General features: G+C 67.9%; 17 protein-coding genes and 3 pseudogenes. 7 read left to right on the top strand and 13 right to left on the bottom strand.

Annotated elements, in window-relative coordinates; genetic code table 11:
- Positions 1–352: 352 nt before the first annotated feature.
- The 4 genes and pseudogenes from G9373_RS32015 (at position 353) to G9373_RS47835 (ending at position 3,152) form a co-directional block, all read left to right on the top strand.
- A pseudogene (locus G9373_RS32015) lies at positions 353–1,398 on the top strand (transposase).
- Positions 1,399–1,788: 390 nt separating this feature from the next.
- A pseudogene (locus tag G9373_RS32010) lies at positions 1,789–2,409 on the top strand (aminotransferase class I/II-fold pyridoxal phosphate-dependent enzyme); the annotation flags it as partial.
- A gap of 4 nt (positions 2,410–2,413) precedes the next feature.
- Positions 2,414–2,632: pseudogene (locus tag G9373_RS47840) on the top strand (thioesterase domain-containing protein); the annotation flags it as partial.
- A gap of 19 nt (positions 2,633–2,651) precedes the next feature.
- Entirely contained in the window at positions 2,652–3,152 is a 501-nt protein-coding gene (locus tag G9373_RS47835; protein WP_346842877.1) for a thioesterase domain-containing protein, read from the top strand.
- On the opposite strand, the gene G9373_RS32000 is transcribed toward G9373_RS47835, so the two are convergent.
- From G9373_RS32000 to G9373_RS31990, 3 genes are read right to left on the bottom strand one after another with little or no spacing between them, the layout of a single operon-like run.
- The gene (locus G9373_RS32000; RefSeq protein WP_005571979.1) at positions 3,133–4,335 is read right to left on the bottom strand and encodes an SPFH domain-containing protein; all 1,203 of its coding nucleotides are present in this window, start codon (positions 4,333–4,335) and stop codon (positions 3,133–3,135) included. The two genes, G9373_RS47835 and G9373_RS32000, sit on opposite strands and share 20 nt — an antisense overlap.
- The gene (locus G9373_RS31995) at positions 4,336–4,767 is read right to left on the bottom strand and encodes an NfeD family protein (RefSeq protein ID WP_005241863.1); all 432 of its coding nucleotides are present in this window, start codon (positions 4,765–4,767) and stop codon (positions 4,336–4,338) included.
- A gap of 8 nt (positions 4,768–4,775) precedes the next feature.
- Positions 4,776–5,615 carry a DUF3097 domain-containing protein gene (locus G9373_RS31990; RefSeq protein WP_133986675.1) on the bottom strand — a complete coding sequence of 280 codons (840 nt, stop codon included), beginning with the start codon at positions 5,613–5,615 and terminating at the stop codon, positions 4,776–4,778.
- Between the two features lie 67 nt (positions 5,616–5,682).
- On the opposite strand from G9373_RS31990, the gene G9373_RS31985 reads away from it, so the two are divergent.
- On the top strand, positions 5,683–6,492 hold the full coding sequence (locus tag G9373_RS31985) for a hypothetical protein (RefSeq protein ID WP_133986674.1): 810 nt from the start codon (positions 5,683–5,685) through the stop codon (positions 6,490–6,492).
- On the opposite strand, the gene G9373_RS31980 is transcribed toward G9373_RS31985, so the two are convergent.
- From G9373_RS31980 to G9373_RS31945, 8 genes are all read right to left on the bottom strand, one after another.
- The gene (locus G9373_RS31980) at positions 6,458–7,561 is read right to left on the bottom strand and encodes a ferrochelatase (RefSeq protein WP_120659102.1); all 1,104 of its coding nucleotides are present in this window, start codon (positions 7,559–7,561) and stop codon (positions 6,458–6,460) included. The genes G9373_RS31985 and G9373_RS31980 overlap by 35 nt on opposite strands.
- A 41-nt stretch (positions 7,562–7,602) precedes the next feature.
- On the bottom strand, positions 7,603–8,400 hold the full coding sequence (inhA, locus tag G9373_RS31975) for an NADH-dependent enoyl-ACP reductase InhA (RefSeq protein ID WP_133986673.1): 798 nt from the start codon (positions 8,398–8,400) through the stop codon (positions 7,603–7,605).
- A 48-nt stretch (positions 8,401–8,448) separates the two neighbouring features.
- Positions 8,449–9,198 (bottom strand): 3-oxoacyl-ACP reductase FabG1, encoded by a 750-nt coding sequence (gene fabG1 / locus G9373_RS31970; protein WP_050998704.1) that lies wholly within the window; start codon positions 9,196–9,198, stop codon positions 8,449–8,451.
- 63 nt (positions 9,199–9,261) lie between these two features.
- The gene (locus G9373_RS31965; RefSeq protein ID WP_005255039.1) at positions 9,262–10,242 is read right to left on the bottom strand and encodes a VWA domain-containing protein; all 981 of its coding nucleotides are present in this window, start codon (positions 10,240–10,242) and stop codon (positions 9,262–9,264) included.
- On the bottom strand, positions 10,239–11,213 hold the full coding sequence (locus G9373_RS31960; protein ID WP_054248890.1) for a DUF58 domain-containing protein: 975 nt from the start codon (positions 11,211–11,213) through the stop codon (positions 10,239–10,241). The genes G9373_RS31965 and G9373_RS31960 overlap by 4 nt, the downstream gene beginning before the upstream one ends.
- The gene (locus G9373_RS31955; RefSeq protein WP_005565743.1) at positions 11,210–12,385 is read right to left on the bottom strand and encodes a MoxR family ATPase; all 1,176 of its coding nucleotides are present in this window, start codon (positions 12,383–12,385) and stop codon (positions 11,210–11,212) included. The genes G9373_RS31960 and G9373_RS31955 overlap by 4 nt, the downstream gene beginning before the upstream one ends.
- Before the next feature lie 204 nt (positions 12,386–12,589).
- Positions 12,590–14,089, bottom strand: coding sequence for an NlpC/P60 family protein (locus G9373_RS31950; RefSeq protein WP_005565744.1), 1,500 nt, complete (start codon positions 14,087–14,089; stop codon positions 12,590–12,592).
- A gap of 381 nt (positions 14,090–14,470) precedes the next feature.
- Complete coding sequence (locus tag G9373_RS31945; protein WP_005565745.1) at positions 14,471–15,076, bottom strand: DUF6676 family protein; 606 nt, start codon at positions 15,074–15,076, stop codon at positions 14,471–14,473.
- Between the two features lie 306 nt (positions 15,077–15,382).
- Between G9373_RS31945 and acnA the strand changes: the two genes are divergently transcribed.
- Together acnA and G9373_RS31935 are read left to right on the top strand one after the other, a co-directional pair.
- Positions 15,383–18,187, top strand: coding sequence for an aconitate hydratase AcnA (gene acnA, locus G9373_RS31940; protein ID WP_005255034.1), 2,805 nt, complete (start codon positions 15,383–15,385; stop codon positions 18,185–18,187).
- Positions 18,188–18,394: 207 nt separating this feature from the next.
- Positions 18,395–18,961: a TetR/AcrR family transcriptional regulator gene (locus G9373_RS31935; RefSeq protein WP_005241827.1), complete on the top strand. Its 567-nt coding sequence runs from the start codon at positions 18,395–18,397 to the stop codon at positions 18,959–18,961.
- A gap of 24 nt (positions 18,962–18,985) precedes the next feature.
- On the opposite strand, the gene G9373_RS31930 is transcribed toward G9373_RS31935, so the two are convergent.
- Complete coding sequence (locus G9373_RS31930; RefSeq protein WP_005255033.1) at positions 18,986–19,201, bottom strand: helix-turn-helix domain-containing protein; 216 nt, start codon at positions 19,199–19,201, stop codon at positions 18,986–18,988.
- A 73-nt stretch (positions 19,202–19,274) separates the two neighbouring features.
- Positions 19,275–20,906, bottom strand: coding sequence for an ABC-F family ATP-binding cassette domain-containing protein (locus G9373_RS31925; RefSeq protein WP_007300669.1), 1,632 nt, complete (start codon positions 20,904–20,906; stop codon positions 19,275–19,277).
- Between the last annotated feature and the right edge of the window lie 525 nt (positions 20,907–21,431).

The following is a 21,431-nucleotide window of genomic DNA, read 5'->3' as shown; positions in this document are numbered from 1 at the left end:
GCCATGAACTGATTTTACTCCACGGCTACCATAGTGGCAATCATTTTAGTGACTACAGAATGGGTGTGTCTCATGCTTCCGCTGCAGCTCAGCCGTAAATACCAGGACAAACCCATCGCAACTTCGGTTTAGCCTCGGAGGGAGTCCGCAGGCGGGCCGAACGTCCGACCGGCATACCTGGTGATCCCTGGCTTTTGAGTGGTCGTCTGCGGGCTCGGTGTCTGGTCGAGCGGTGTCCTTGTTCGGGAACTTGGAGCCGGCCGGTAGGCGTGGACCCCTGCTTAGAGAATGTCTGGGCCGTGGCCGCGATGGTCAGTCACCTGGTGAACAGGGATGTGGACCGACAGGAGCAATGACGATGGCATTGACGTTGGGGATCGACGTGGCTGTCTGGGCGGAGCATCAGGCGACGCGGGCCCGTGATGGTGCCACGGTATGGCGTGGCCGGAAGTTCTGGACACGGCTGGCCTATCTGGAACGGATGTGGGCGGACTTGGACCTGCCCGATCCGGCTGAGCTGACCGTGGTGGTCGAGCCGACCCGGAACGCGTGGATCGTGCTGGCGGAGTGGTTCCGTCGCCACGGTGCACGCGTGGTGATGGTCACGACCGCCCAGTCGGCCGACCTGCGTAAGTACTACTCCAAGCACACCAAGAACGACCGGATCGACTCCGAATTGCTCGCCCGACTGCCCTTGCCGGCCTTCGCCGAGCTCGCTGAGGACATCGCCCACGAAGCCGAGCAGGCATTGTTCCTGACCCGTCAGATCAAGCAGATCGACGAGCGAGTCGCGAACCTCTACGCCGACGCCGACCCGGCCGGCATCGTTGCCTCTGCTCCCGGCGTGGGGGCGGTGATCAGCGCGGTCATCGCTGGACGGATCGGCGACCCGCACCGGTTCACGTCCCTGGCCGCGATCCGCGCGTATACCGGTCTGGTTCCCAAGGTCAGCCAGTCCGGGGTGAGCAAGGTCGAGTCCTCGATCACCAAGGCCGGGATCCGCTGTTGCGTGAGGTGCTGTGCACCGCTGCCGACCAGGCTCGCAGGGTCGATCCCCAGTTCGCGGCGAAGTACCAGCGGTTGATGGTCGGCGACCGGCATCACGAGTCTGCGATCTGTCATCTGGCCACCCATCTGGTCACCCGGATCGCCGCCTGTATGCGTGCCGGCCAGCGGTACGCCTTGCGGGACGTCGACGGCACGCCGATCACCGAGGCCGAGGGCCGGGCGATCGTCACGGCGCGCTACAAGATCGACCCGCGGCGGCGCAAAAATGTCCGTTACAAGCGGATGCGTGAGCGCCGCAAGCAGGCGGCGGGCCAGGAGTCCCAAGAGTCGCGATGGTCTCCAACAGCCCAGCCCGCCATGACCAAGCCTACGAGCCGCCAGGTGGCTTGACCTCCGTCAGGAACTCAATCACCGCCCGAACCACGCCACCGGCGAACCGGCCCTCGGGCGCGCCGTCGAGCATCCGGCTCAACCCCGCCTGCTGCCCCCCGGACTCGAATCGCGATCCATGCATACCTCGATACACCGCACCAGAAGTGCTGTCCCGCAACATCTTTTCGGATCGACCAGCGACGCCCCTTACCCTGTCGAGCCAGACATCCGGCAATACACTGCCACCACCCGCTCCGGCGTCGCTCCCACACACTCCCATCCGGGCCTGCCCAGATCAGAATCGAGCTCCGCGCGGTCAAAGATTCGGTCACCCGGACCTGTGCGCCGAGAAGGCCACCGGCCCACCCATGCCGCCTTGCACTGCCCAACCACCGACATCCCCGACGGCCCGCGATGATCGCGGTGAAGAAGAAGTATCAGGCACTGATGATGATCGACGAGGCGCACAGCATCGGGGTGCTCGGCGCCACCGGCGGGGGCATCGGCGAGCACTTCGCCGTCGACCGCGACGACGTCGAACTGTGGTCCGGCACCATGTCGAAGGCCCTGGCCGGCTGCGGCGGCTACGTCGCGGGCAGCGCCGCGCTCATCCGCTACCTGAAGTACACGACACCCGGTTTCGTCTACAGCGTCGGGATGACGCCGATGAATGCCGCGGCGTCCCTGGCCGCGATCCGACAGATGCGCGCCGAACCCGAGGCGCTCGACCGGTTGCGTCGCAACTCCCGGCTCTTCCTGCAGCTCGCCACGGACTCCGGAATCGATACCAAGGACACCGAGGACACCCCGGTCATCCCGTGCATCGTCGGGGATTCACTCCGCACCCTCGCACTGTCCAAGGCCCTGCTCCGGCGCGGCATCAACGTGAACCCGATCCTCTACCCGGCCGTGCCCGAAGACCTCGCGCGGTTGCGCTTCTTCGTCACCTCGTGCCACACGGAGGACCAGATCCGGTCCACGGTGGCCGCTCTCGCCGAAGAACTCGCCACGCTCGTCGCGGCGGCGTAGCGCCGTGCCCGGCCCCCTCCGGCTGTTCTGCTTCCCTCACGCCGGCGGCGGATCCTCGACGTACCGCCACTGGCACCGCGCCCTGAGCCCGCACGTGTCGGTGTGGCCCGTGCAGCTGCCCGGACGGGAGAGCCGTGCCGGCGAGGCCGGGTTCACCGACGTCGAGTCCCTCGTCACCGCACTCGACTCCGAACTCGCCGAACACCTCACGGAGCCGCACGTCTTCTTCGGGCACAGCATGGGTGCGCTGGTGGCGTACCGGCTCGCGTGCCGCCGGCGCGCGAGCCGGGCAGCCGCTCCCACGGGCGCTGCTGCTCTCCGGGTACTCGGCGCCGCACCTACCCTCGCCGCTGCCACCGGTCGACGACCTGGACGACGCGCCACTGATCGAGTTGCTGCGCATCACGGGCGGTCTGCCCGCCGACCTCCAGGCCCGGCCGGCGTGGCGGGACCGCTGCCTCCCCGCGCTGCGGGACGATCTCCGCCTCTGCACCGGCTACCGCGATCCGGGCGACCCGCCGCTTTCCTGTCCGGTGCATGTGCTCGGCGCGGACGCCGATCCGCTGGTCGGCGAGCGGGATCTGCACGCCTGGGAGCGGCACACCACCCGGCTGCGCGAGGTGCACATCATGCCGGGCGATCACTTCTACCTCGAGCACACACCCGAACACCTCTTCGGCGTGCTCCGCCCGTTACTGCGTCGCTACGCCGTGTCGGAGTCGGTCAGTGAGTCGGCGGGGTGACGGGCGGCGGCAGCTGCCCGGGCGCTCCCCCCGGATCCAGCGGCGCATGCTCGTCGGCGCCACCGGACGTCGCGAGCGGTCCCGGACCGTCGACTGGACGACGGGCCTCGACCTCCGCGGCCCGGACGGCCTGCGCGATCGCCGGGTCGGACTTGGTCTCGAACCAGTCGGCGACTTCTTCCGAATCGTCCTCGGGCTTGGGCAGATCCTCCTCCGTGGTGGACGGCTCGTACCGGAACACCCCGTCCTGCCCCTGCGCGCCGAGGGTCTTCGCGAACCCCTTGAGGGCGTCACCGAAGTCGCTGGGCACCAGCCACACCTTGTTCGCGTCGCCCTGCGCCATCTGCGGCAGCGTCTGCAGATACTGGTAGGCGAGGAGTTCGGGGGTGGGCTTGCCGGATTTGATTGCGGCGAACACCTTTTCGATCGCCTTCGCCTGGCCCTGCGCCTGCAGGTACTTCGCGGCTCGGTCGCCCTGCGCCCGCAGGATGCGGGACTGCCGCTCACCCTCCGCGGTGAGGATCGACGCCTGCTTCGCGCCCTCCGCGGCGAGGATGCGGGACTGCTTGTCGCCCTCCGCCGTCTTGATCGCCGACTCCCGATGCCCCTCGGCGGTGAGGATGGTGGCCCGCTTCTCGCGGTCCGCCTTCATCTGCTTCTCCATCGACTCCTGAATCGACGGCGGCGGATCGATGCTCTTGAGTTCGACCCGGGCGACGCGCAGACCCCACCGGCCGGTGGCCTCGTCCAGCACACCGCGCAGCTGCCCGTTGATGGAGTCACGCGAGGTGAGCGTCTCCTCCAGCGTCATGCCGCCGACGACGTTGCGCAGCGTGGTGGTGGTCAACTGCTCGACACCGACGATGTAGTTGCTGATTTCGTACACCGCGGCCTGCGGGTTGGTGACCTGGAAGTACACGACGGTGTCGATGTTCAGCGTCAGGTTGTCCTGGGTGATCACCGGCTGCGGCGGGAACGACACCACCCGTTCACGCAGATCCACCTTCGCTCGGATACGGTCCGCGAAGGGGATCAGGAACGTCAGCTGACCCGACACGGTCCGCGCGTACCGGCCGAGTCGCTCGATCACCGCGGCCTCGGCCTGCGGCACCAGCGCCACCGATTTGGCCACCACCAGGGCGACGAACAACACGAGCACGATCAACACGATGAGCGCTGCCATCTAGGGCCCCCTCCATACGACGGCGGTCGCGCCGTCAATTTGCATTACCGTCACGGTCGTCCCCGGTGGATACACTTCCGTGCTGTCGAGCGGGCGGGCCGTCCAGACGTCGCCGCCGAGCTTGATCTGCCCTGCGTGTTCGGCGACCTCCTCGAGCACCAGGGCCTGCTTGCCGGTCAGCGCCTCGATCCCGGTCGGGGTCGGTGGCGGGGTCTCGAACTTACGCAACAACACCGGCCGCACCCCGAGGATCAGGGCGAGGGACAGCACGCCGAAGATCACCGCGTCGACCCAGACCGGGAAGTCGGTGATCGCGGTAACCCCGGCCGTGGCCAGCGCACCGCCCGCCAGCATGAGGAGGAAGAAGTCCCCCGTCAACGCTTCCGCGGCGGCGAGCAGCACCCCCGCTACCAGCCAAATCAATGCAGCCACAACACCATCTAACCAGAACCTCCGGAACCGACGGTGACGAAGTCGACCAGCTGTTCGACCGCCCCGATCAGTGGTGCCTCGAGGTCGCGGAACGAGTTGAGGGCCGAATAGACCCGCCGCCAGCCGTCGCGCGGTGTCCCCCACCCCAATTCGCGGCACACCCCGGTCTTCCAGTCCTCACCGCGCGGGATCTTCGGCCACGCCTCGATGCCCACCGCCGACGGGCGGACCGCCTCCCACACGTCGATGAACGGGTGCCCGGTCACGAGCACGTTCGGCCCGAGCCCCTGGGTCAGCTGCGTCTCCTTCGATCCGGTGACGAGGTGATCGACGAGGACACCGACGCGCCGTCCGGGGCCGGGCCGGAACTCGGCGAGCCGTTCCCCGAGATTGTCGAGACCCTCGAGGTGCTCGACGACGACACCTTCGACGCGCAGGTCGTGCCCCCACACCCGTTCCACGAGGGCGGCGTCGTGCACGCCCTCCACCCAGATCCGGCTCGCCAGCGCCGTCCGGGCCCGCAGCCCCTCCACCTTGGTGGATCCCGACGCCGATCGGGTGGTCACCGGTCCGGCGGGCTTGGCCGCCGGACGGATCAGAGTGACCGGTTTCCCGTCGATGAGGAACGCCGCCTCCCGCATCGCGAACAACCGGGTGCGCCGCGCCCCGTCCTCGAGGCGGACGAAATCGCCGTCGTAGGTGCGCTCGAACCCCACCACCGCCCCGCAGAAACCGGTGCCCGCGTCCTCGACCACCAGGTCCCGCTCGGCCGGGACCGTGGGCGTCACGGGCTTCCTCGCGCGTGGGTGTCCGGAAAAGATGTCGCCGTATCTGTCGCCTCCGCTCACGGGCGCTGACGCTATGCCAGCGGCGCCGTTACGCACACGCCGCCACGCCGACATATGCTCGTTTATCGTGACTTCACCCAGCGCCACTCTCACCGTGTGGGCCAGTTCCTGGCTCGCCGGGAACAGTGCACCCGACGACGTCATCGACGCCCTCCACGCGTGGGCGCCGATGCATCTGGCCTGCGCCGAGGACGAGGGGACGGCCGGCCGCACCGGGCTGCCGTGGCCCCACCCGCAGGACGCCGGGGTGACGGCGCTGCTCCAGACGATGCGCCGCTCCGTGTCGCAACCCGAGACCGAGATCCGGCTGGTCCTGCCCGGGCCGGGCGACGTACGCGGGCTTCCCGCGGGCACCGAGTTCGCGTCCGCCGCGATCAGCGCGGGCGAGGGTGTGCTCGTCGGACCGCCCGGCCGGTCCGGAACGGGGCTGGTCCCGCACGTCGAGGGTCCGGACGTGCTGCGCTGGACGGTGTCGACGATCGAGCGGCTTCCCCTCGACGTCCACCACACCGGACTGGGTGAGGCAGAGTTCACGATGCGGCAGGCGGTGCGGGACGCCGCAGCTGCGCTCGAGGCGCTGCACATGCTCGATTCCGGTTTCGGCGCCGACCCGCGCGCGCAGATCGCCGACGCGCTGGCGCAGTCCGCACGGCACCGGTATCCGGCGACGATCGCCCCGCGGGCGCTGCGGATCCTGGACTCGGCCGATCAGGTGGCTGCGATCCTCACGGTCGCCGAGCAGATGGCCCCCGCGCGCACCGTGTCCGCGTCGAGTGCGGCCACGCTCGAGGATCTGCTGCGGCCCCTGCGTTCGGCGGTGCGTTCGGCGCGCACCGCCGCCGTCAACGCGTGTGCGCGGGACGGCCTGACGGCCTGACCACGGTCTTGCAGCAGTCGACCGCGCAGGACTGACCGTCCAGGGTCGAACCGAGCAGCGGCTCGGAACCGAGCCGCGCGGCGGGTGTGCCGGCCAGTTGCTCGGCCACGAGTGCGACGACGAGTTCGGCGAACCGCCGATCCGTTCCGGGGGTGGCCGCGCGTACGAAGTCGATGCCGAGTTCGGCCGCCTTGTCCCGGGCCTCGGTGTCGAGATCCCACACCACCTCGAGGTGGTCGGACACGAATCCCACCGGGCACACGATCACCGCGCCCACACCGCGGCCGGCGAGGGCGTCCAGGTGGTCACAGATGTCCGGTTCGAGCCACGGCACCTGGGGTGGCCCGGACCGGGACTGCCACACCAGGTCGAAGTCGTCGAAGCCGGCGGCGTGGGCGGTGAGCCGGGCCGCCTCGGCCACCTGCCGGCTGTAGAGACGACCACCCTCCGCGGGCGGTCCCGCGTTGACGTCAGCGGACACCGGCACGGAATGCGCGGTGAACACCAGGCGCGCCCGGCACCCGGCGGGGAGCTGCACCGCGGCCTCGCGGACGGCGTCGGCGAACGCCCCGATCAGCAGCGGGTGGTCGTAGTACTGGCGCAGCTTCAGCAGGTGCGGAGCCCCCTCCCCGGCTGCGGCCCGCGCCCGCGCGACGTCCTCGTGGTACTGCCTGCAGCCCGAGTACCCGCCCCACGCCGACGTCGGGAACACGAGGGCCGACCGCACCCCGTCCTCACCCATCCGGGCGACGGTGTCCTCGACCATCGGGTGCCAGTTCCGGTTACCGAAATAGACGGGCAGATCCATTCCAGCGCTTACCAATTCGGATTCGACGCGGGAGATGATGTCGCGATTCAGAGCGTTGATCGGCGACACGCCCCCGAAATGCAGGTAGTGCTCGGCGACCGCGTCCAGACGTTCGGGCGGCACCCCCCTGCCCCGGGTCACGTTCTCCAGGAACGGGCGCACGTCGGCGGGCTGCTCCGGACCCCCGAACGACAACACGAGAAGGGCATCGAACCGGGAACCGGAACCGTCCGTCGAATTCGCAGCGATCATGATCCCCATCTTCCGTGGTGCCGTTCGGGGCGCACTCCCCGGGTAGTGCCCTAGCCGGCCATCGCGTGGGCGCCACCGTCGACGTAGATGATCGACGCGGTGGTGCCGGGCAGCCAGTCGGACAGCACGGTGCACACGGTCTTCGCGACCGGCTCCGGGTCGTCGACGTTCCAGCCGATGGGCGCCCGCTCGTCCCACGCCGTGTTGAGTTCGTTCATCTGCTTGGCGTCGTCGGTGGCGGTGCCGGCGATGGCCTTGGCGGCGAGGGTCTTGATCGGGCCCGCCGCGACGAGGTTGGAGCGGATACCGCGTTCGCCGACCTCCTTGGCGACATACCGGTTCACCGACTCGAGGGTCGCCTTGGCGACACCCATCCAGTTGTAGAACGGCACCGCGCGGGCGGGATCGAAGTCCATGCCGACGATCGACGCGTTGTCGTTCAGCACCGGCAGCAGCGCCTTCGACAGCGACGCGTACGAGTAGGCGGAGACCTCGAACGCCACTCCCACATCGGACCACGGTGCGTCGAAGAACGGGCTGCCCAGGCAGGACCGCGGCGCGAACGCGATGGAGTGCACGACGCCGTCGACGCCCTCGGGTGCGATCTCCCGGATGCGGTCGGCGAGGCTGGCGAGGTGCTCCGGGTTCTGCACGTCGAGTTCGAGCGCGGGCGGCACCGGCTGCGGCAGGCGCTGCGCGATGCGGTCGATCAGCCGGAGACGGTCGAAGCCGGTGATGATCACCTCGGCGCCCTGTTCCTGGGCGACCTTGGCGACGTGGAACGCGATGGACGCGTCCGTGATGATGCCGGTGACGAGAATGGTCTTACCTTCGAGCAATCCGCCCATGAGGTGTCCTCCTGTGAAGAAAAAGTCCGGGAAGTGGAGTGGGGAGAGCTAGTGGCCCATGCCGAGGCCGCCGTCGACGGGGATCACCGCGCCGGAGACGTAGGCGGAATCGTCGGAGGCCAGGAAGCTCACCACCGCGGCGACCTCCTCGGGCTTGCCCTGCCGCTGCAGCGGGACGGCGCCGGTGATCATGTCCTTGTACTTCTCGTCGAGTACCGCGGTCATGTCGGTGTCGATGAATCCCGGGGCCACCACGTTCGCGGTGATCGAACGGGAACCGAGTTCACGGGTCAGCGACCGCGCGATACCGACCACGCCGGCCTTCGACGCCGCGTAGTTCACCTGGCCGGGACCACCGGCCAGACCGACGACCGACCCGAGGAACACGAACCGGCCGAACCGCGCCCGCAGCATCGACCGTGTCGCCCGCTTCGCGACGCGGAACGCGCCGGTCAGGTTGGCGTCGACGACGGAGGTGAACTGTTCCTCGGTCATCCGCATGATCAGCGTGTCGTCGGTGATGCCGGCGTTCGCGACGAGAACCTCGACGGGACCCTGGTGCGCTTCGACCTCCTTGAAGGCGCGGTCGACCGACTCGGTGTCGGTGACGTCGCACTGGACGCCGAACAGGCCGTCGGGCACACCCGAACCGCGGTGCGTGACCGCGACTTTGTGGCCGTCCGCCGCGAGGCGCTGCGCGACAGCGAGGCCGATCCCGCGGTTGCCGCCGGTGACGAGCACCGACCGAGGAGTGGACACCGTCCCAACTGACGCGTCAGTAGTTTGTGGGGTAGACATGGGGATCAACCTATCTGTTCAGATGTGCAGGAGTGGAAGCGCGGGGCCGCGGTGGAACGCAGATCACGGCAGCCGTTGACGCAGGACCAGCGCGAGGATCAGCCCCGCCGTGGCGGACAGGACCCCCAGCACGAGCCAGGGGCGGCTGGCGTCGCCGCGGGTGGTCTCGAACCCGATCTGCTCCTCGAGGGTGTCGTAGACGTCGCGCAGTTCCTCCAGGCTCGAGGCCGTGAAGAAGCTGCCCCCGGAGAGATCCGCGATCTCCCGCAGTGACGGATCGTCGACGGGCACGGGGATGCGTTCGTCCTCGATCTCGACCTTGCCGTAGCTGGTGCCGAACGAGATCGTCGAGATGGGGACGTCCTTGTCCTTCGCCTGCCGGGCCGCGGTGAACCCGCCGCGCGGATCGTCCGGGTTCTCGGGCACTGTCTGCTTGCCGTCCGAGAGCAGCACGATGCGGGCGGGCGGCGCCTGATCACTGCCGCCGAGCACCGCGGCCAGCGTGTCGATCGACTGCAGCGACGTGAAGATCGCCTCACCGGTGGCGGTCCGCTCGCTCAGCTGCAGATTGTCGATCGCGACCTTCGACGCCTCCCGGTTGGTGGTCGGCGACACCAGCACCGAGGCCGTGCCGGCGAACGCGACGAGACCGAGGTTGATGCCGGGGGTGAGCCCGTCGGCGAACGACTTCGCGGCGTCCTGCGCGGCGGCCAGCCGGGTCGGTTCCACGTCGGTCGCCTTCATCGACAACGACACGTCGATGACGAGGATCACGGTCGCCCGGTTCCGTGGAACCCGCTTGTCCTCCGTCGGTCCGGCCAGCGCCACACTGAAGAACACCAGCGCCAGCACCATCAGCAGCGCCGGAATGTGCCGGGCCCGGCCAGGCCTCGACGGCGCGACCTTCTCGAGGAGCGCGAAGTTGGTGAACCGGAGGGTGTGCTTCTGCCGCTGACGCTGCACCCACACGTATCCCGCGACCAGTGCCACGACGATCAGGAGGAAGAGCAGCCACCACGGCGAGGTGAACTGGGAAAGGCTCACCGGCGGGACCTCTGGTTCGTCGCGGTCCCGTAACTGTGCTTCCGGGCGGACACGAACCGCACGACGTCCGAGATCCAGTCCCGGTCGGTCCGCAGACTGAGCAGCGGTGCGCCGCAACGCCGCAACGACTGCTCCACCTGCAGGCGGTGCTCGTCGGCGGCCCGCGCGAAGTCGGCGCGCAGTTGCGGTGTGGTCGTGAACTCGCGGGTCCGTCCGGACTCCGGATCGTGCAGCACTACATCCCCTATGTCGGGTAATTCCAGATCTCGCGGGTCGAGCACCTCGACACCGAGTACGTCGTGGCGGCCCGAGATCGCCCGCAGCGACCGCTCCCAGTCGATTGGTCCGAGGAAGTCACTGATGACGACGGCCAGACCGCGGCGACGCTGGGGTCGGCGCAACGACTCCACCGCACCCTGCAGGTCTCCCCGCACCCCGTCCGGGGCGTGCGGGGTGGTCGCGATCTGACGCAGCATCGCCTGCGCGTGGATGCGGCCTCCGCGGGCCGGGATCCGGGTGGTCTGGGCGCCGGTCGAGACGATCGCCCCGATCCGGTTCCCGCCGCCACTGGTCAGGTGCGTGACGGCGGCGGCAGCGGCCACCACGAGGTCCCGCTTCTCGCAGTCGGCGGTACCGAAGTCGAGGCTCGACGACAGATCGACGACGAGCCACGTCTCGAGTTCCCGGTCGGCCACCGACTGCCGGACGTGCGGGTGCGTCGTCCGGGCGGTCACCGACCAGTCCATCTGACGCACGTCGTCGCCCGGCTGGTACTCGCGCGCATCACCCGGTTCGGAGCCCGGTCCCGGGATCAGGCCCAGGTGGTCGCCGTGCAGCACGCCGTCGAGCCGGCGGCGGACGGTCAGTTCCAGCGTCCGCAGCGCCGCGGACAGTTTGGGATCACGGAGTTCGCCGGAGCGAAACGACGGCGGCGGGCCGGAGCTCTGCGCACCGGCGGTACGCGCACTCACCGTGGCTGGCTCATCGCCGTCGGTCCGGGCACCGACGTGGACGGGACCGGCGGTCCGTGGTGACCGGCGGGAGCGGCCGGGACCGTCGTCGGCTGTGCGGCGATCTGCGGCAGACCCACGGTCTGCAGCACGCGGGAGATGACGTCGTCCGGGCTGACCTCGTCGGCGAGAGCGTCATAGGACAGCACGAGACGGTGACGCAGCACGTCCGGGATCACCTCGAGCACGTCCTGCGGCACCACGTAGTCACGCCCGCGCAGCAACGCCAGCGCCCGGGCCGAGGAGATGATGCCCAGCGTCGCGCGCGGAGACGCGCCGTACGCGATCCAGCCGTCGACCTCGGGGAGACCGAACTCGGCCGGTGTGCGTGTGGCCGCGATGACCCGGACCACGTAGTCGACGAGCGCATGGTGCACGAAGACACCGCTCGCGACCTTCTGCAGGCGGACGAGCTCCTCGGGATCGAGGACCTGGTGAGGTTCCGGCGCATCGACACCCATCCGGTAGACGATCTCGCGCTCCTCCTCCACCGTCGGGTAGTCGACGAGGATCTTGAACAGGAAGCGGTCGCGCTGCGCCTCCGGCAGCGGGTACACACCCTCGTTCTCGATCGGGTTCTGCGTCGCCATCACCAGGAACGGGTCGGGCATGTGGTACCGCTTGCCGCCGATCGAGACGTGCCGCTCGGCCATCACCTCGAGCAGCGCCGACTGCACCTTCGCCGGCGCGCGGTTGATCTCGTCGGCGAGCACGAAGTTCGCGACGACGGGACCGAGTTCGGTGTCGAACTCCTCGCGCCCCTGCCGGTAGATGCGCGTACCGATCAGGTCGGTGGGCACCAGGTCGGGGGTGAACTGGACACGCGAGAAGGATCCGCCGACCACCTTCGCGAACGTCTCGACGGCCAGGGTCTTCGCGACACCCGGCACACCCTCGAGCAGCACGTGTCCTTTCGCGAGCAGACCGACCAGGATCCGCTCCACGAGCCGGTCCTGCCCGACGATCACGCGCTTGACCTCGTAGATCGCGCGTTCCAGCGTCTGGACGTCGGCGGCGAGACTGGGCGCGACAGTCTTCGCCGTCGCGCTCTGCGTGCCCGTGTTCTGTGAGGGTGCATTCGGCGCGGTGACGTTCTGGGGACCCGATCCGTTGGCCGCACCCCCGTTCTTCACACCTTCGGGAGCGGCCTTCGCGGGCGACTCCTTCCGGGCTGCACCCTCCGATACCGCATCATCACGTGAGGTCACCAAGAATCCACCGCTTTCACCTAGATCGTTCCGCCCGTTCACGTACTTGCTCAACTATTCCAGGTGCAAGCAACCCCCGCCGCAACCAAGCACGATCCGCACTGCGGACTACTTCATCGACATCATGGATCACGACACCATACGGACAGCGTAAGGGGTCATGCCGTCCCATCGCACCGGGGAGATCTTGACGACGTCCCCCGACTCGGGGGCCTCGAGCATCTGGTCGTCTCCGAGATACAGGGCGACGTGCTGGCTGGCGTTCGGGCCCCAGAAGATCATGTCGCCGCGCTGCATCTCCTCCGAGGGAACCTGCTCGCCCGCGGTGTATTGATACCCGGTGTAGTGCGGCAGGGAGATGCCGATCCCGGCGAACGCGTAGATCATCAGACCGGAGCAGTCGAAACCGACCTTGTTGAAGTCGCCGTAACTGTCGGCGACACCGCCGTCACGGATGCCGAGGGTGGGGCCGTTCTCGTCGCCGCCGCCCCACGCGTACTCCACACCTATCTGGGACAGTCCCCGATCGATGACGGTCTCGATGGCCTCGCTGCCGGTCAGGTCCTCACCGCTGGTCGACGGCTTCGATTTGGGGGTGGACTTCGGCGTGGTCGTCCCGCCGTCGGCCGAGGAGTCGGAGTCCTCGTCTTCCGAGTCCTCCTCGATCGTGGTGTGCGCGCGCTGCCCCGCGGCGAGTTCCGCGGCGCGCTGTCGAGCCGCCTCGTTGGCGGCCACCCGCGCCGCGGCCTGCGTCGCGGCCTCCCGGGCCGCGGCGGCGATGGCAGCCTTCTGCGCGTCCTCGGCGCGTTTCTGGTCCTCCCACGTCGCGTATGCCTCACGCTGCCCCTGCAACCCCGCGACGTTCCCGCGGGCGGCGTCGAGCTGGGCCTGGGCGGCGGCGCGGTTGCTCTCGATCTGCGCCTTCTTGGCCGCCTGGTCCTGCAGCGCCGACCGAGCGATCGCGATCGCCTGCTCCGCCAGCGACTTCTTCGACGCGGCCTGATCGGCGGCCACGTCCGCCTGCTGCTTCGCCTCGCGGGCCGCGGAATCCTTGTTGGCCTGCGCGGTCCGTGCCCGCTGCAGACCCTCGAGCACTACATTCTGGCTGGTGGCCAGGAGTTTCAGAACCTGCGCCCGATCCAGGACGTCGCCGGGCCCCTGGGCGCCCAGGTAGGTCGAGATCGACGAGACGTTGGTGCCCTGCGTGTAGCTCGACCGGGCGTACTTGTCGAAGTCCTTCTGCGCGAGTTCGATCTGCGCGCCGGCGTCGCGCAGCGCCTGCTGTGAGGCCCCGACCACGCCGGCCGCCAGATCGGCGGCGCTGCGGGCGTTCTGCAGATCGACCAGGGCCCGGTTCACGTCCTCACGCTTGATGGCGACCTCGTTGTCGAGCTGAGCGAGTTGCTGATCCGCGGAGGCGACCTGGTTGATCAGTTCGCTGACCTGCCCGAGGCCCGCCGACACCTGGGTCTGGGCCTGCGCGATGTCGTTGTCGGACGGATTCGGCGGCGGGGGTGGCACCGCCGCGGCCAGGCCGGGCGTGCTGGTGATCAGGGCTCCGACGATGCCCAATCCGATCAGGAGTCGCGCCGTGCGAGTGCGCCCGCGGGAGAAGCTACGGTGCCCCACTCCAGCTCGTGCTTGTCGCTTCACAACTCTCTCCCTCGGTTCTGCACCGATCACGCACACCGCGCCGTGCTCGTCGTGGGGAGAAATTTGCGGCAGCCACACCTTCCCGCGCTTCGGCGACACCGATATACACCGGATCGCCGTCACTTTGGACGTCAATCACCAGCCTGCGACACTTCTTCCCCAAGAGCGCCAAATGCACCGTACGACACTTCCGGACTCTATGGAAACTTTAGTCACAAATAACACATGAGTAATTTGACCAGCGGAAATGTCGAACTGTGAATCGTCGGCGCTATTTACGCGCATCGACGCAGGCAGCGGCCACGCGTGGGCGAATCGTGAAATTGCCGCCGAGTTATCCCGGGAATTCGGGAGGAGTCAGGGCTTCGGCCGCTCGTACGACGTGCCGGCCCCCGAAGCGCTGTCGCGCTTTTCTGCCGTGTCGTCACGGGATACGGACGCCCGGCGCGATTTCGCGAAGAACGTGGCAGCCGACGCGATCACGACGATCGCGACGATGACGGCCGTGAACAAGGCCCACGGCGGTCCCGGCTCGATCACCTCGTCGACGAAGTGATTCGCGGAGACCACCGCATCGCCGGTGTAGGTGCGGTCCTGACCCGATTCGAGCAGGACCCGGCTGATCGAATCGCTGTACGTGCCGACCCAGCTGGGACTCAGCACCAGAACGGTGCCACCCTCTTCCGCCCCGACCTCGGTCGCGAGGTCGCGCAGCTGCGAATCGCGGCCGGGATCCTCGTCCAGCACCACGATGCTCAGCTTGATCCCGTGCTCGGCCGCGCGGTCGACCACGGCGGCGAGTTCACTCGCCTCGTCGGACGGCGCCGACACGCCGTCGTCGGACACGTCCGCGACCACGTCGGAGACGTCGATGTCTTCCGGAAGGTCCGTCGACAACGGGAGGGCCGAATGGACGGGGAGCGTGACACTGGCAGGAAGTGCGGTGGCGATAGGGGCAGGCATCTCTCATCCGGGTTTGCTGTAGGAACGTAAAGCCTCGCGTGAACACTACGTGAGGAGTCCCCGAAGTTCCGTTCCGTCCGCGCGCGTCCCGCGTCGGGATCGAGGAGAATCGCCGAGGGGTACACGCTCGATTCCCCCCGAATTCTCACAGGACAAGCGTACTGTTAGACTATCGGAGGTACCGCGGTATGGGCCGATTCCGTCATCGCTAGCACGACAGCGCACACGGATCAGTCGTGCCCGCAGTGCCTGCAGCCGTCGACACAGCCCCGTCGGCGGCGACCCTCATAGACGAGTGGAGCTGACGTGAGCACGAGTATTGATTCGTTCGGCGCCAAAGGCACCCTCGAGGTCGGTGAGAACTCCTACGAGATCTTCCGCCTCTCGGCCGTGCCCGGCACCGAAAAATTGCCCTATGCACTGAAGGTTCTCGCCGAGAACCTGCTTCGCACCGAGGACGGCGCGAACATCACCGCCGACCACATTCGCGCCATCGCGAGCTGGGATCCCTCGGCCGACCCGAACGTCGAGATCCAGTTCACGCCTGCCCGCGTGATCATGCAGGACTTCACCGGCGTCCCCTGCATCGTGGACCTCGCCACCATGCGTGAAGCGGTCACCGCACTCGGCGGCGACCCGAACAAGGTGAACCCCCTCGCACCCGCCGAAATGGTCATCGACCACTCGGTCATCATCGACGTCGCCGGCCGCGCCGACGCCTTCGAGCGCAACGTCGAGATCGAGTACTCCCGCAACGGTGAGCGCTACCAGTTCCTCCGCTGGGGCCAGGGCGCGTTCGACGACTTCAAGGTCGTCCCCCCGGGCACCGGCATCGTCCACCAGGTCAACATCGAGCACCTGGCCCGGACGATCATGGTCCGTAACGGCCAGGCGTACCCCGACACCTGCGTCGGCACCGACTCGCACACCACCATGGTCAACGGCCTGGGCGTGCTGGGCTGGGGCGTCGGCGGCATCGAGGCCGAGGCCGCCATGCTCGGCCAGCCCGTCTCCATGCTGATCCCGCGCGTCGTCGGTTTCAAGCTGACCGGTGAGATCAAGCCCGGCGTCACCGCCACCGACGTGGTCCTCACCGTCACCGACATGCTGCGCAAGCACGGCGTCGTCGGTAAGTTCGTCGAGTTCTACGGCAAGGGTGTCGCCGAGGTTCCGCTGGCCAACCGCGCGACGCTCGGCAACATGAGCCCCGAGTTCGGTTCCACCGCCGCGATCTTCCCGATCGACGCCGAGACCGTCAGCTACCTTCGCCTGACCGGCCGCTCCGAGGAGCAGCTCGCACTCGTCGAGGCGTACGCGAAGGAACAGGGCCTCTGGCACGACGCCGACCACGAGCCCGAGTACTCCGAGTACCTCGAACTCGACCTCGGTGACGTGGTTCCGTCCATCGCAGGCCCGAAGCGCCCGCAGGACCGAATCCTGTTGTCGGACTCGAAGAACGCGTTCCGCAAGGACATCCACAACTACGTGGAGGAGCACCACCCCGCGGGTCACTCGCAGCTCGACGAGGCCGTCGAGGAGTCGTTCCCCGCGAGCGATCCCGCCGCCCTGTCGTTCGCCGACGACGGCGCAGTCGACGTGCAGTCGGCCGCCAACGGATCCGAGGGCCGCCCGACCAAGCCGGTCAAGGTTCTGTCCGAGGACAAGGGCGAGTTCATCCTCGACCACGGTGCCGTCGTGATCGCGTCGATCACCTCCTGCACCAACACGTCCAACCCGTCGGTCATGCTCGGCGCCGCCCTGCTCGCCCGCAACGCCGTCGAGAAGGGCCTGTCCGCCAAGCCGTGGGTCAAGACCTCCATGGCACCCGGTTCGCAGGTCGTCACCGACTACTACAACAAGTCCGGCCTCTGGCCGTACCTGGAGAAGCTCGGCTTCTACCTCGTCGGCTACGGCTGCGCCACCTGCATCGGCAACTCCGGCCCGCTGGACGAGCAGATCTCGCAGGCCATCCAGGACAACGACCTCACCGCCACCGCGGTGCTGTCGGGTAACCGCAACTTCGAGGGACGCATCTCCCCCGACGTGAAGATGAACTACCTGGCCTCCCCGCCGCTGGTCATCGCGTACGCCCTCGCAGGCACGATGGACTTCGACTTCGAGCACGACGCCCTCGGCACCGACGCCGACGGCAACGACGTGTTCCTGAAGGACATCTGGCCCTCTCCCCAGGAGATCCAGGAGACCATCAACTCCTCGATCAGCCAGGAGATGTACGTCAAGGGCTACGCCGACGTCTTCAAGGGCGACGAGCGCTGGCGCGGACTGCCCACCCCGGAGGGCAAGACCTTCGAGTGGGACGCCAACTCCACCTACGTGCGGAAGCCACCCTACTTCGACGGCATGCCGAAGGAGCCGACCCCGGTCAGCGACATCAAGGGCGCCCGCGTCCTCGCGCTGCTCGGCGACTCGGTCACCACGGACCACATCTCCCCGGCCGGCAACATCAAGGCTGGCACGCCCGCGTCGCAGTACCTGGACGCGAACGGCATCGACCGCAAGGACTACAACTCCTACGGCTCGCGTCGCGGTAACCACGAGGTGATGATCCGCGGCACGTTCGCGAACATCCGTCTGCGCAACCAGCTCCTCGACGACGTCTCCGGCGGCTACACCCGTGACTTCACCCAGGACGGCGGACCGCAGGCGTTCATCTACGACGCGTCGCAGAACTACCAGAAGGCCGGCATCCCGCTGGTCGTGCTGGGCGGCAAGGAGTACGGCTCCGGATCGTCCCGTGACTGGGCCGCCAAGGGCACCAGCCTCCTCGGCGTCAAGGCCGTCATCACCGAGTCGTTCGAGCGCATCCACCGCTCCAACCTCATCGGCATGGGCGTCGTGCCGCTGCAGTTCCCGGCCGGCGAGTCCGCTGCGTCGCTGAAGCTGGACGGCACCGAGGTCTTCGACATCGAAGGCGTCGAGAAGCTCAACGAGGGTGTCACGCCGAAGACCGTCAAGGTCACGGCAACCCGCGAGAACGGTGAGAAGGTCGTCTTCGACGCGGTCGTGCGCATCGACACGCCCGGCGAGGCCGACTACTACCGCAACGGCGGCATCCTGCAGTACGTGCTCCGCAACATGATCAAGGGCTAGGCGCTACCGCGCCTGTGCGAGCTTTCGGCCCACAGACGCTACGCACCTGTGAGTGTTTTCGGCCATGACAGGCACGAAGCGCGCACGACCAGTTTCAGGGGAGCTTCGCCGCTGTCCCGATCGAGGTGGTCGTGCGCGCTTCGCGCTTTCGGTGGCCCTCACATGTCGAGGGCCGAAAAACACTCACAGGCCGACGAAGGAGGCACTTTGCCCAAGGTCAGTGAAGACCATCTCGCGGCACGGCGCAGTCAGATCCTCAGCGGCGCCCGCCGTTGCTTTGCCGAATACGGCTACGACGGCGCCACCGTCCGCCGGCTCGAAGAAGTGACCGGACTGTCACGCGGGGCGATCTTCCATCACTTCAAGGACAAGGACGGCTTGTTCCTCGCGCTCGCCCACGAGGACGCGACCAGGATGGCCGACGTGGTCGCACACGAAGGCCTCGTCCAGGTGATGCGGGACATGCTCGCCCAGCCCGAACAGTTCGACTGGCTGGGAACCCGGCTCGAAATCGCCCGACGGCTGCGGAACGATCCCGACTTCCGCAGAAGCTGGTCACAACGGTCGGCGGAACTCACCGAGGCGACCATGGCGCGTCTCGCGCGGCAGAAGTCCGCGGGCCGCCTCCGCGACGACGTCCCGACCGACGTGCTGATCGGCTACCTGGACCTGGTTCTGGACGGCCTCGTCGCACGCATCGCCTCCGGGCACGCCGGCGACAACCTGTCGGCCGTCCTCGACCTCGTCGAGGAATCCGTCCGACGCCGCGACTGACACCGCACTCCCCACCGACACCGGTCAGGTCTTGCGACGGTGAGCTCCGCCTCGTCCGCGGAGCTCCACCTCGGATTCTGCGAGGATGTTGCGGACGAATCCGTACGATCTCCCCATTTCCCGGGCAAGGGAACGAATACTCGCACCGGCCTGGTAGCGCTCCTTCAGCTCCGCCTGCAGATCGGCGCGCGACGGTCCCGTGATCCGAGCGCTCTTGGCGAAGACCCCGATGTCAGCCATGAACTCCTCCAGTCGGCGAGCGACGGTGGTTTCCACGGTAGAGCCCCGTGACGGCGATATCTACGCGCAGTGCTCAGGCGAGCTGGATCAGTTCCAGGTAGTCCTGCGACCAGTGGTCCTCCGTGCCGTCGGGCAGGAGAATGACCCGTTCCGGGTCGAGGGCCTCGGCCGCGCCCGGGTCGTGCGTCACCAGCACCACGGCACCGGTGTAGCTGCGGAGCGCATCGAGCACCTGCTCACGGGAGACGGGGTCGAGGTTGTTCGTCGGCTCGTCGAGCAGCAGGACGTTCGCCGCGGACGACACGAGACCCGCCAGCGCGAGGCGCGTCTTCTCACCACCGGACAACGTGCCTGCGGGCTGCTCGAGCTGCGGGCCGGTGAACATGAACGCACCGAGCAGCGAACGCAGCTCCTGCTCCCCCGTGTCCGGCGCCGCGTGACGAATGTTCTCCCACACCGACGCGTTGTCGTCGAGGGTGTCGTGCTCCTGCGCGAAATAGCCGATCTTCAGCCCGTGACCGGGGACGAGCCCGCCTGCGTCCGGCGTCTCGACACCGCCGAGAATGCGCAGCAGCGTCGTCTTACCGGCACCGTTGAGACCGAGCACAACGACCCGTGACCCACGGTCGATCGCCAGATCCACTCCGGTGAAGATCTCGAGCGAACCGTAAACCTTGGTCAGGTTCTCCGCCATCAGCGGAGTCTTGCCACACGCGGCAGGCTCGGGGAACCGGATCCGGGCCACTTTGTCGGACACTCGTTCCGCGTCCAGGTCCGACATCAGCTTGTCGGCGCGCTTCGCCATGTTCTGTGCCGCCACCGCCTTGGTGGCCTTCGCGCCGAGCTTCGCGGCCTGCGCGCGCAGCGCGCCGGCCTTCTTCTCCGCATTGGCGCGCTCACGGCGGCGACGCTGCTCGTCGGTCGCGCGGGCGTCGAGGTACTTCTTCCAGCTCATGTTGTACACGTCGGCCTCGCCGCGCACGGCGTCGAGGAACCACACCCGGTTCACGACGTCGTTGAGCAGATCGACGTCGTGGCTGATCACGATCAGACCACCCTCGTGGTTCTGCAGGAATCCCCGCAGCCAGGTGATCGAGTCGGCGTCGAGGTGGTTGGTCGGCTCGTCGAGCAGCAGGGTCGTGTCCGACCGTCCGCCGCTACCGTCCGACGCCGCGAAGAGGATGCGCGCCAGTTCGACACGGCGACGCTGACCACCCGACAGGGTGTGCAGCTGCTGACCGAGGATGCGGTCTGCCAGTCCGAGGCTGTTGCAGATGCGCGCCGCTTCGCTCTCGGCCTCGTACCCGCCGAGTGCAGAGAAGCGGTCCTCGAGATTGCCGTACTTGCGCACGGCCTTGTCGCGCTCGGCGTCGTCGACGACTTCCGACATCAGGATCTGCTGCTTCTCCATGTCCCGCAGCAGCGAGTCGAGTCCGCGCGCGGACAACACTCGGTCCTTCGCGAGGACGTCGAGGTCGCCTTCCTTCGGGTCCTGCGGGAGGTACCCGAGATCGCCGGTGCGCACCACGGCACCGGCGTACGCCTCCCCCTCCCCCGCGAGGATGCGGAGGGTCGTCGTCTTGCCGGCACCGTTACGGCCGACCAGCCCGATGCGGTCGCCGGGCTGTACCCGCAAAGCCGGTCCGGGCGCGGACAGCAACGTCCGCACTCCAGCTCGAACTTCCAGGTCGGTAGCGGTGATCAACAAGACTCCTAGGAAAATGACGCTCGCGTTGAATGAGAAGAACTGCGCAAAGAACACACGAACCAGCAATTTTACCCGACCGTCGGCGACTCGGAACACGCCTGCCGGTGATCCCGCTAACGTTCGCCGCCGTATCCGACCCGCAGGTAGCTCTCCGGCCCCTGTGCAGGTGCTTGATGGAAGGTGAGTTGCGTAGTGGTGAGATGTGCAATTGTGGCGAGCCCGTCGGATGGACGAGAAAATTGCCACGGTATTAGTTCGCGAAACCCTGGTGTTCCGTCACGGCCCGACTCATTGCCTTGGCCGGCAACCTGGTTGACGCGAGAGCCCAGCCGATATCCTTTCGCGACATCGCAGGGCGCTTCGTGCTCGCCCCACCCGCGCCACTGCGCCGCGTTCAGCGCTCACGCTCCCCCGCAGCCGCCCGACCCGGCCGCGGCGCACGCTCCCCTGACCTCACCTACTCCGGTCTGGGATGGCTGTGGTGAGTTCACGGAGATCGCGACCTGTGATTGTGGAGCCTCC

It is taken from the genome of Rhodococcus sp. A14, assembly GCF_011603105.1.
Taxonomy (GTDB): Bacteria; Actinomycetota; Actinomycetes; order Mycobacteriales; family Mycobacteriaceae; genus Rhodococcus_F; species Rhodococcus_F opacus.
This window is presented reverse-complemented; position numbering and strand designations above follow the sequence as displayed.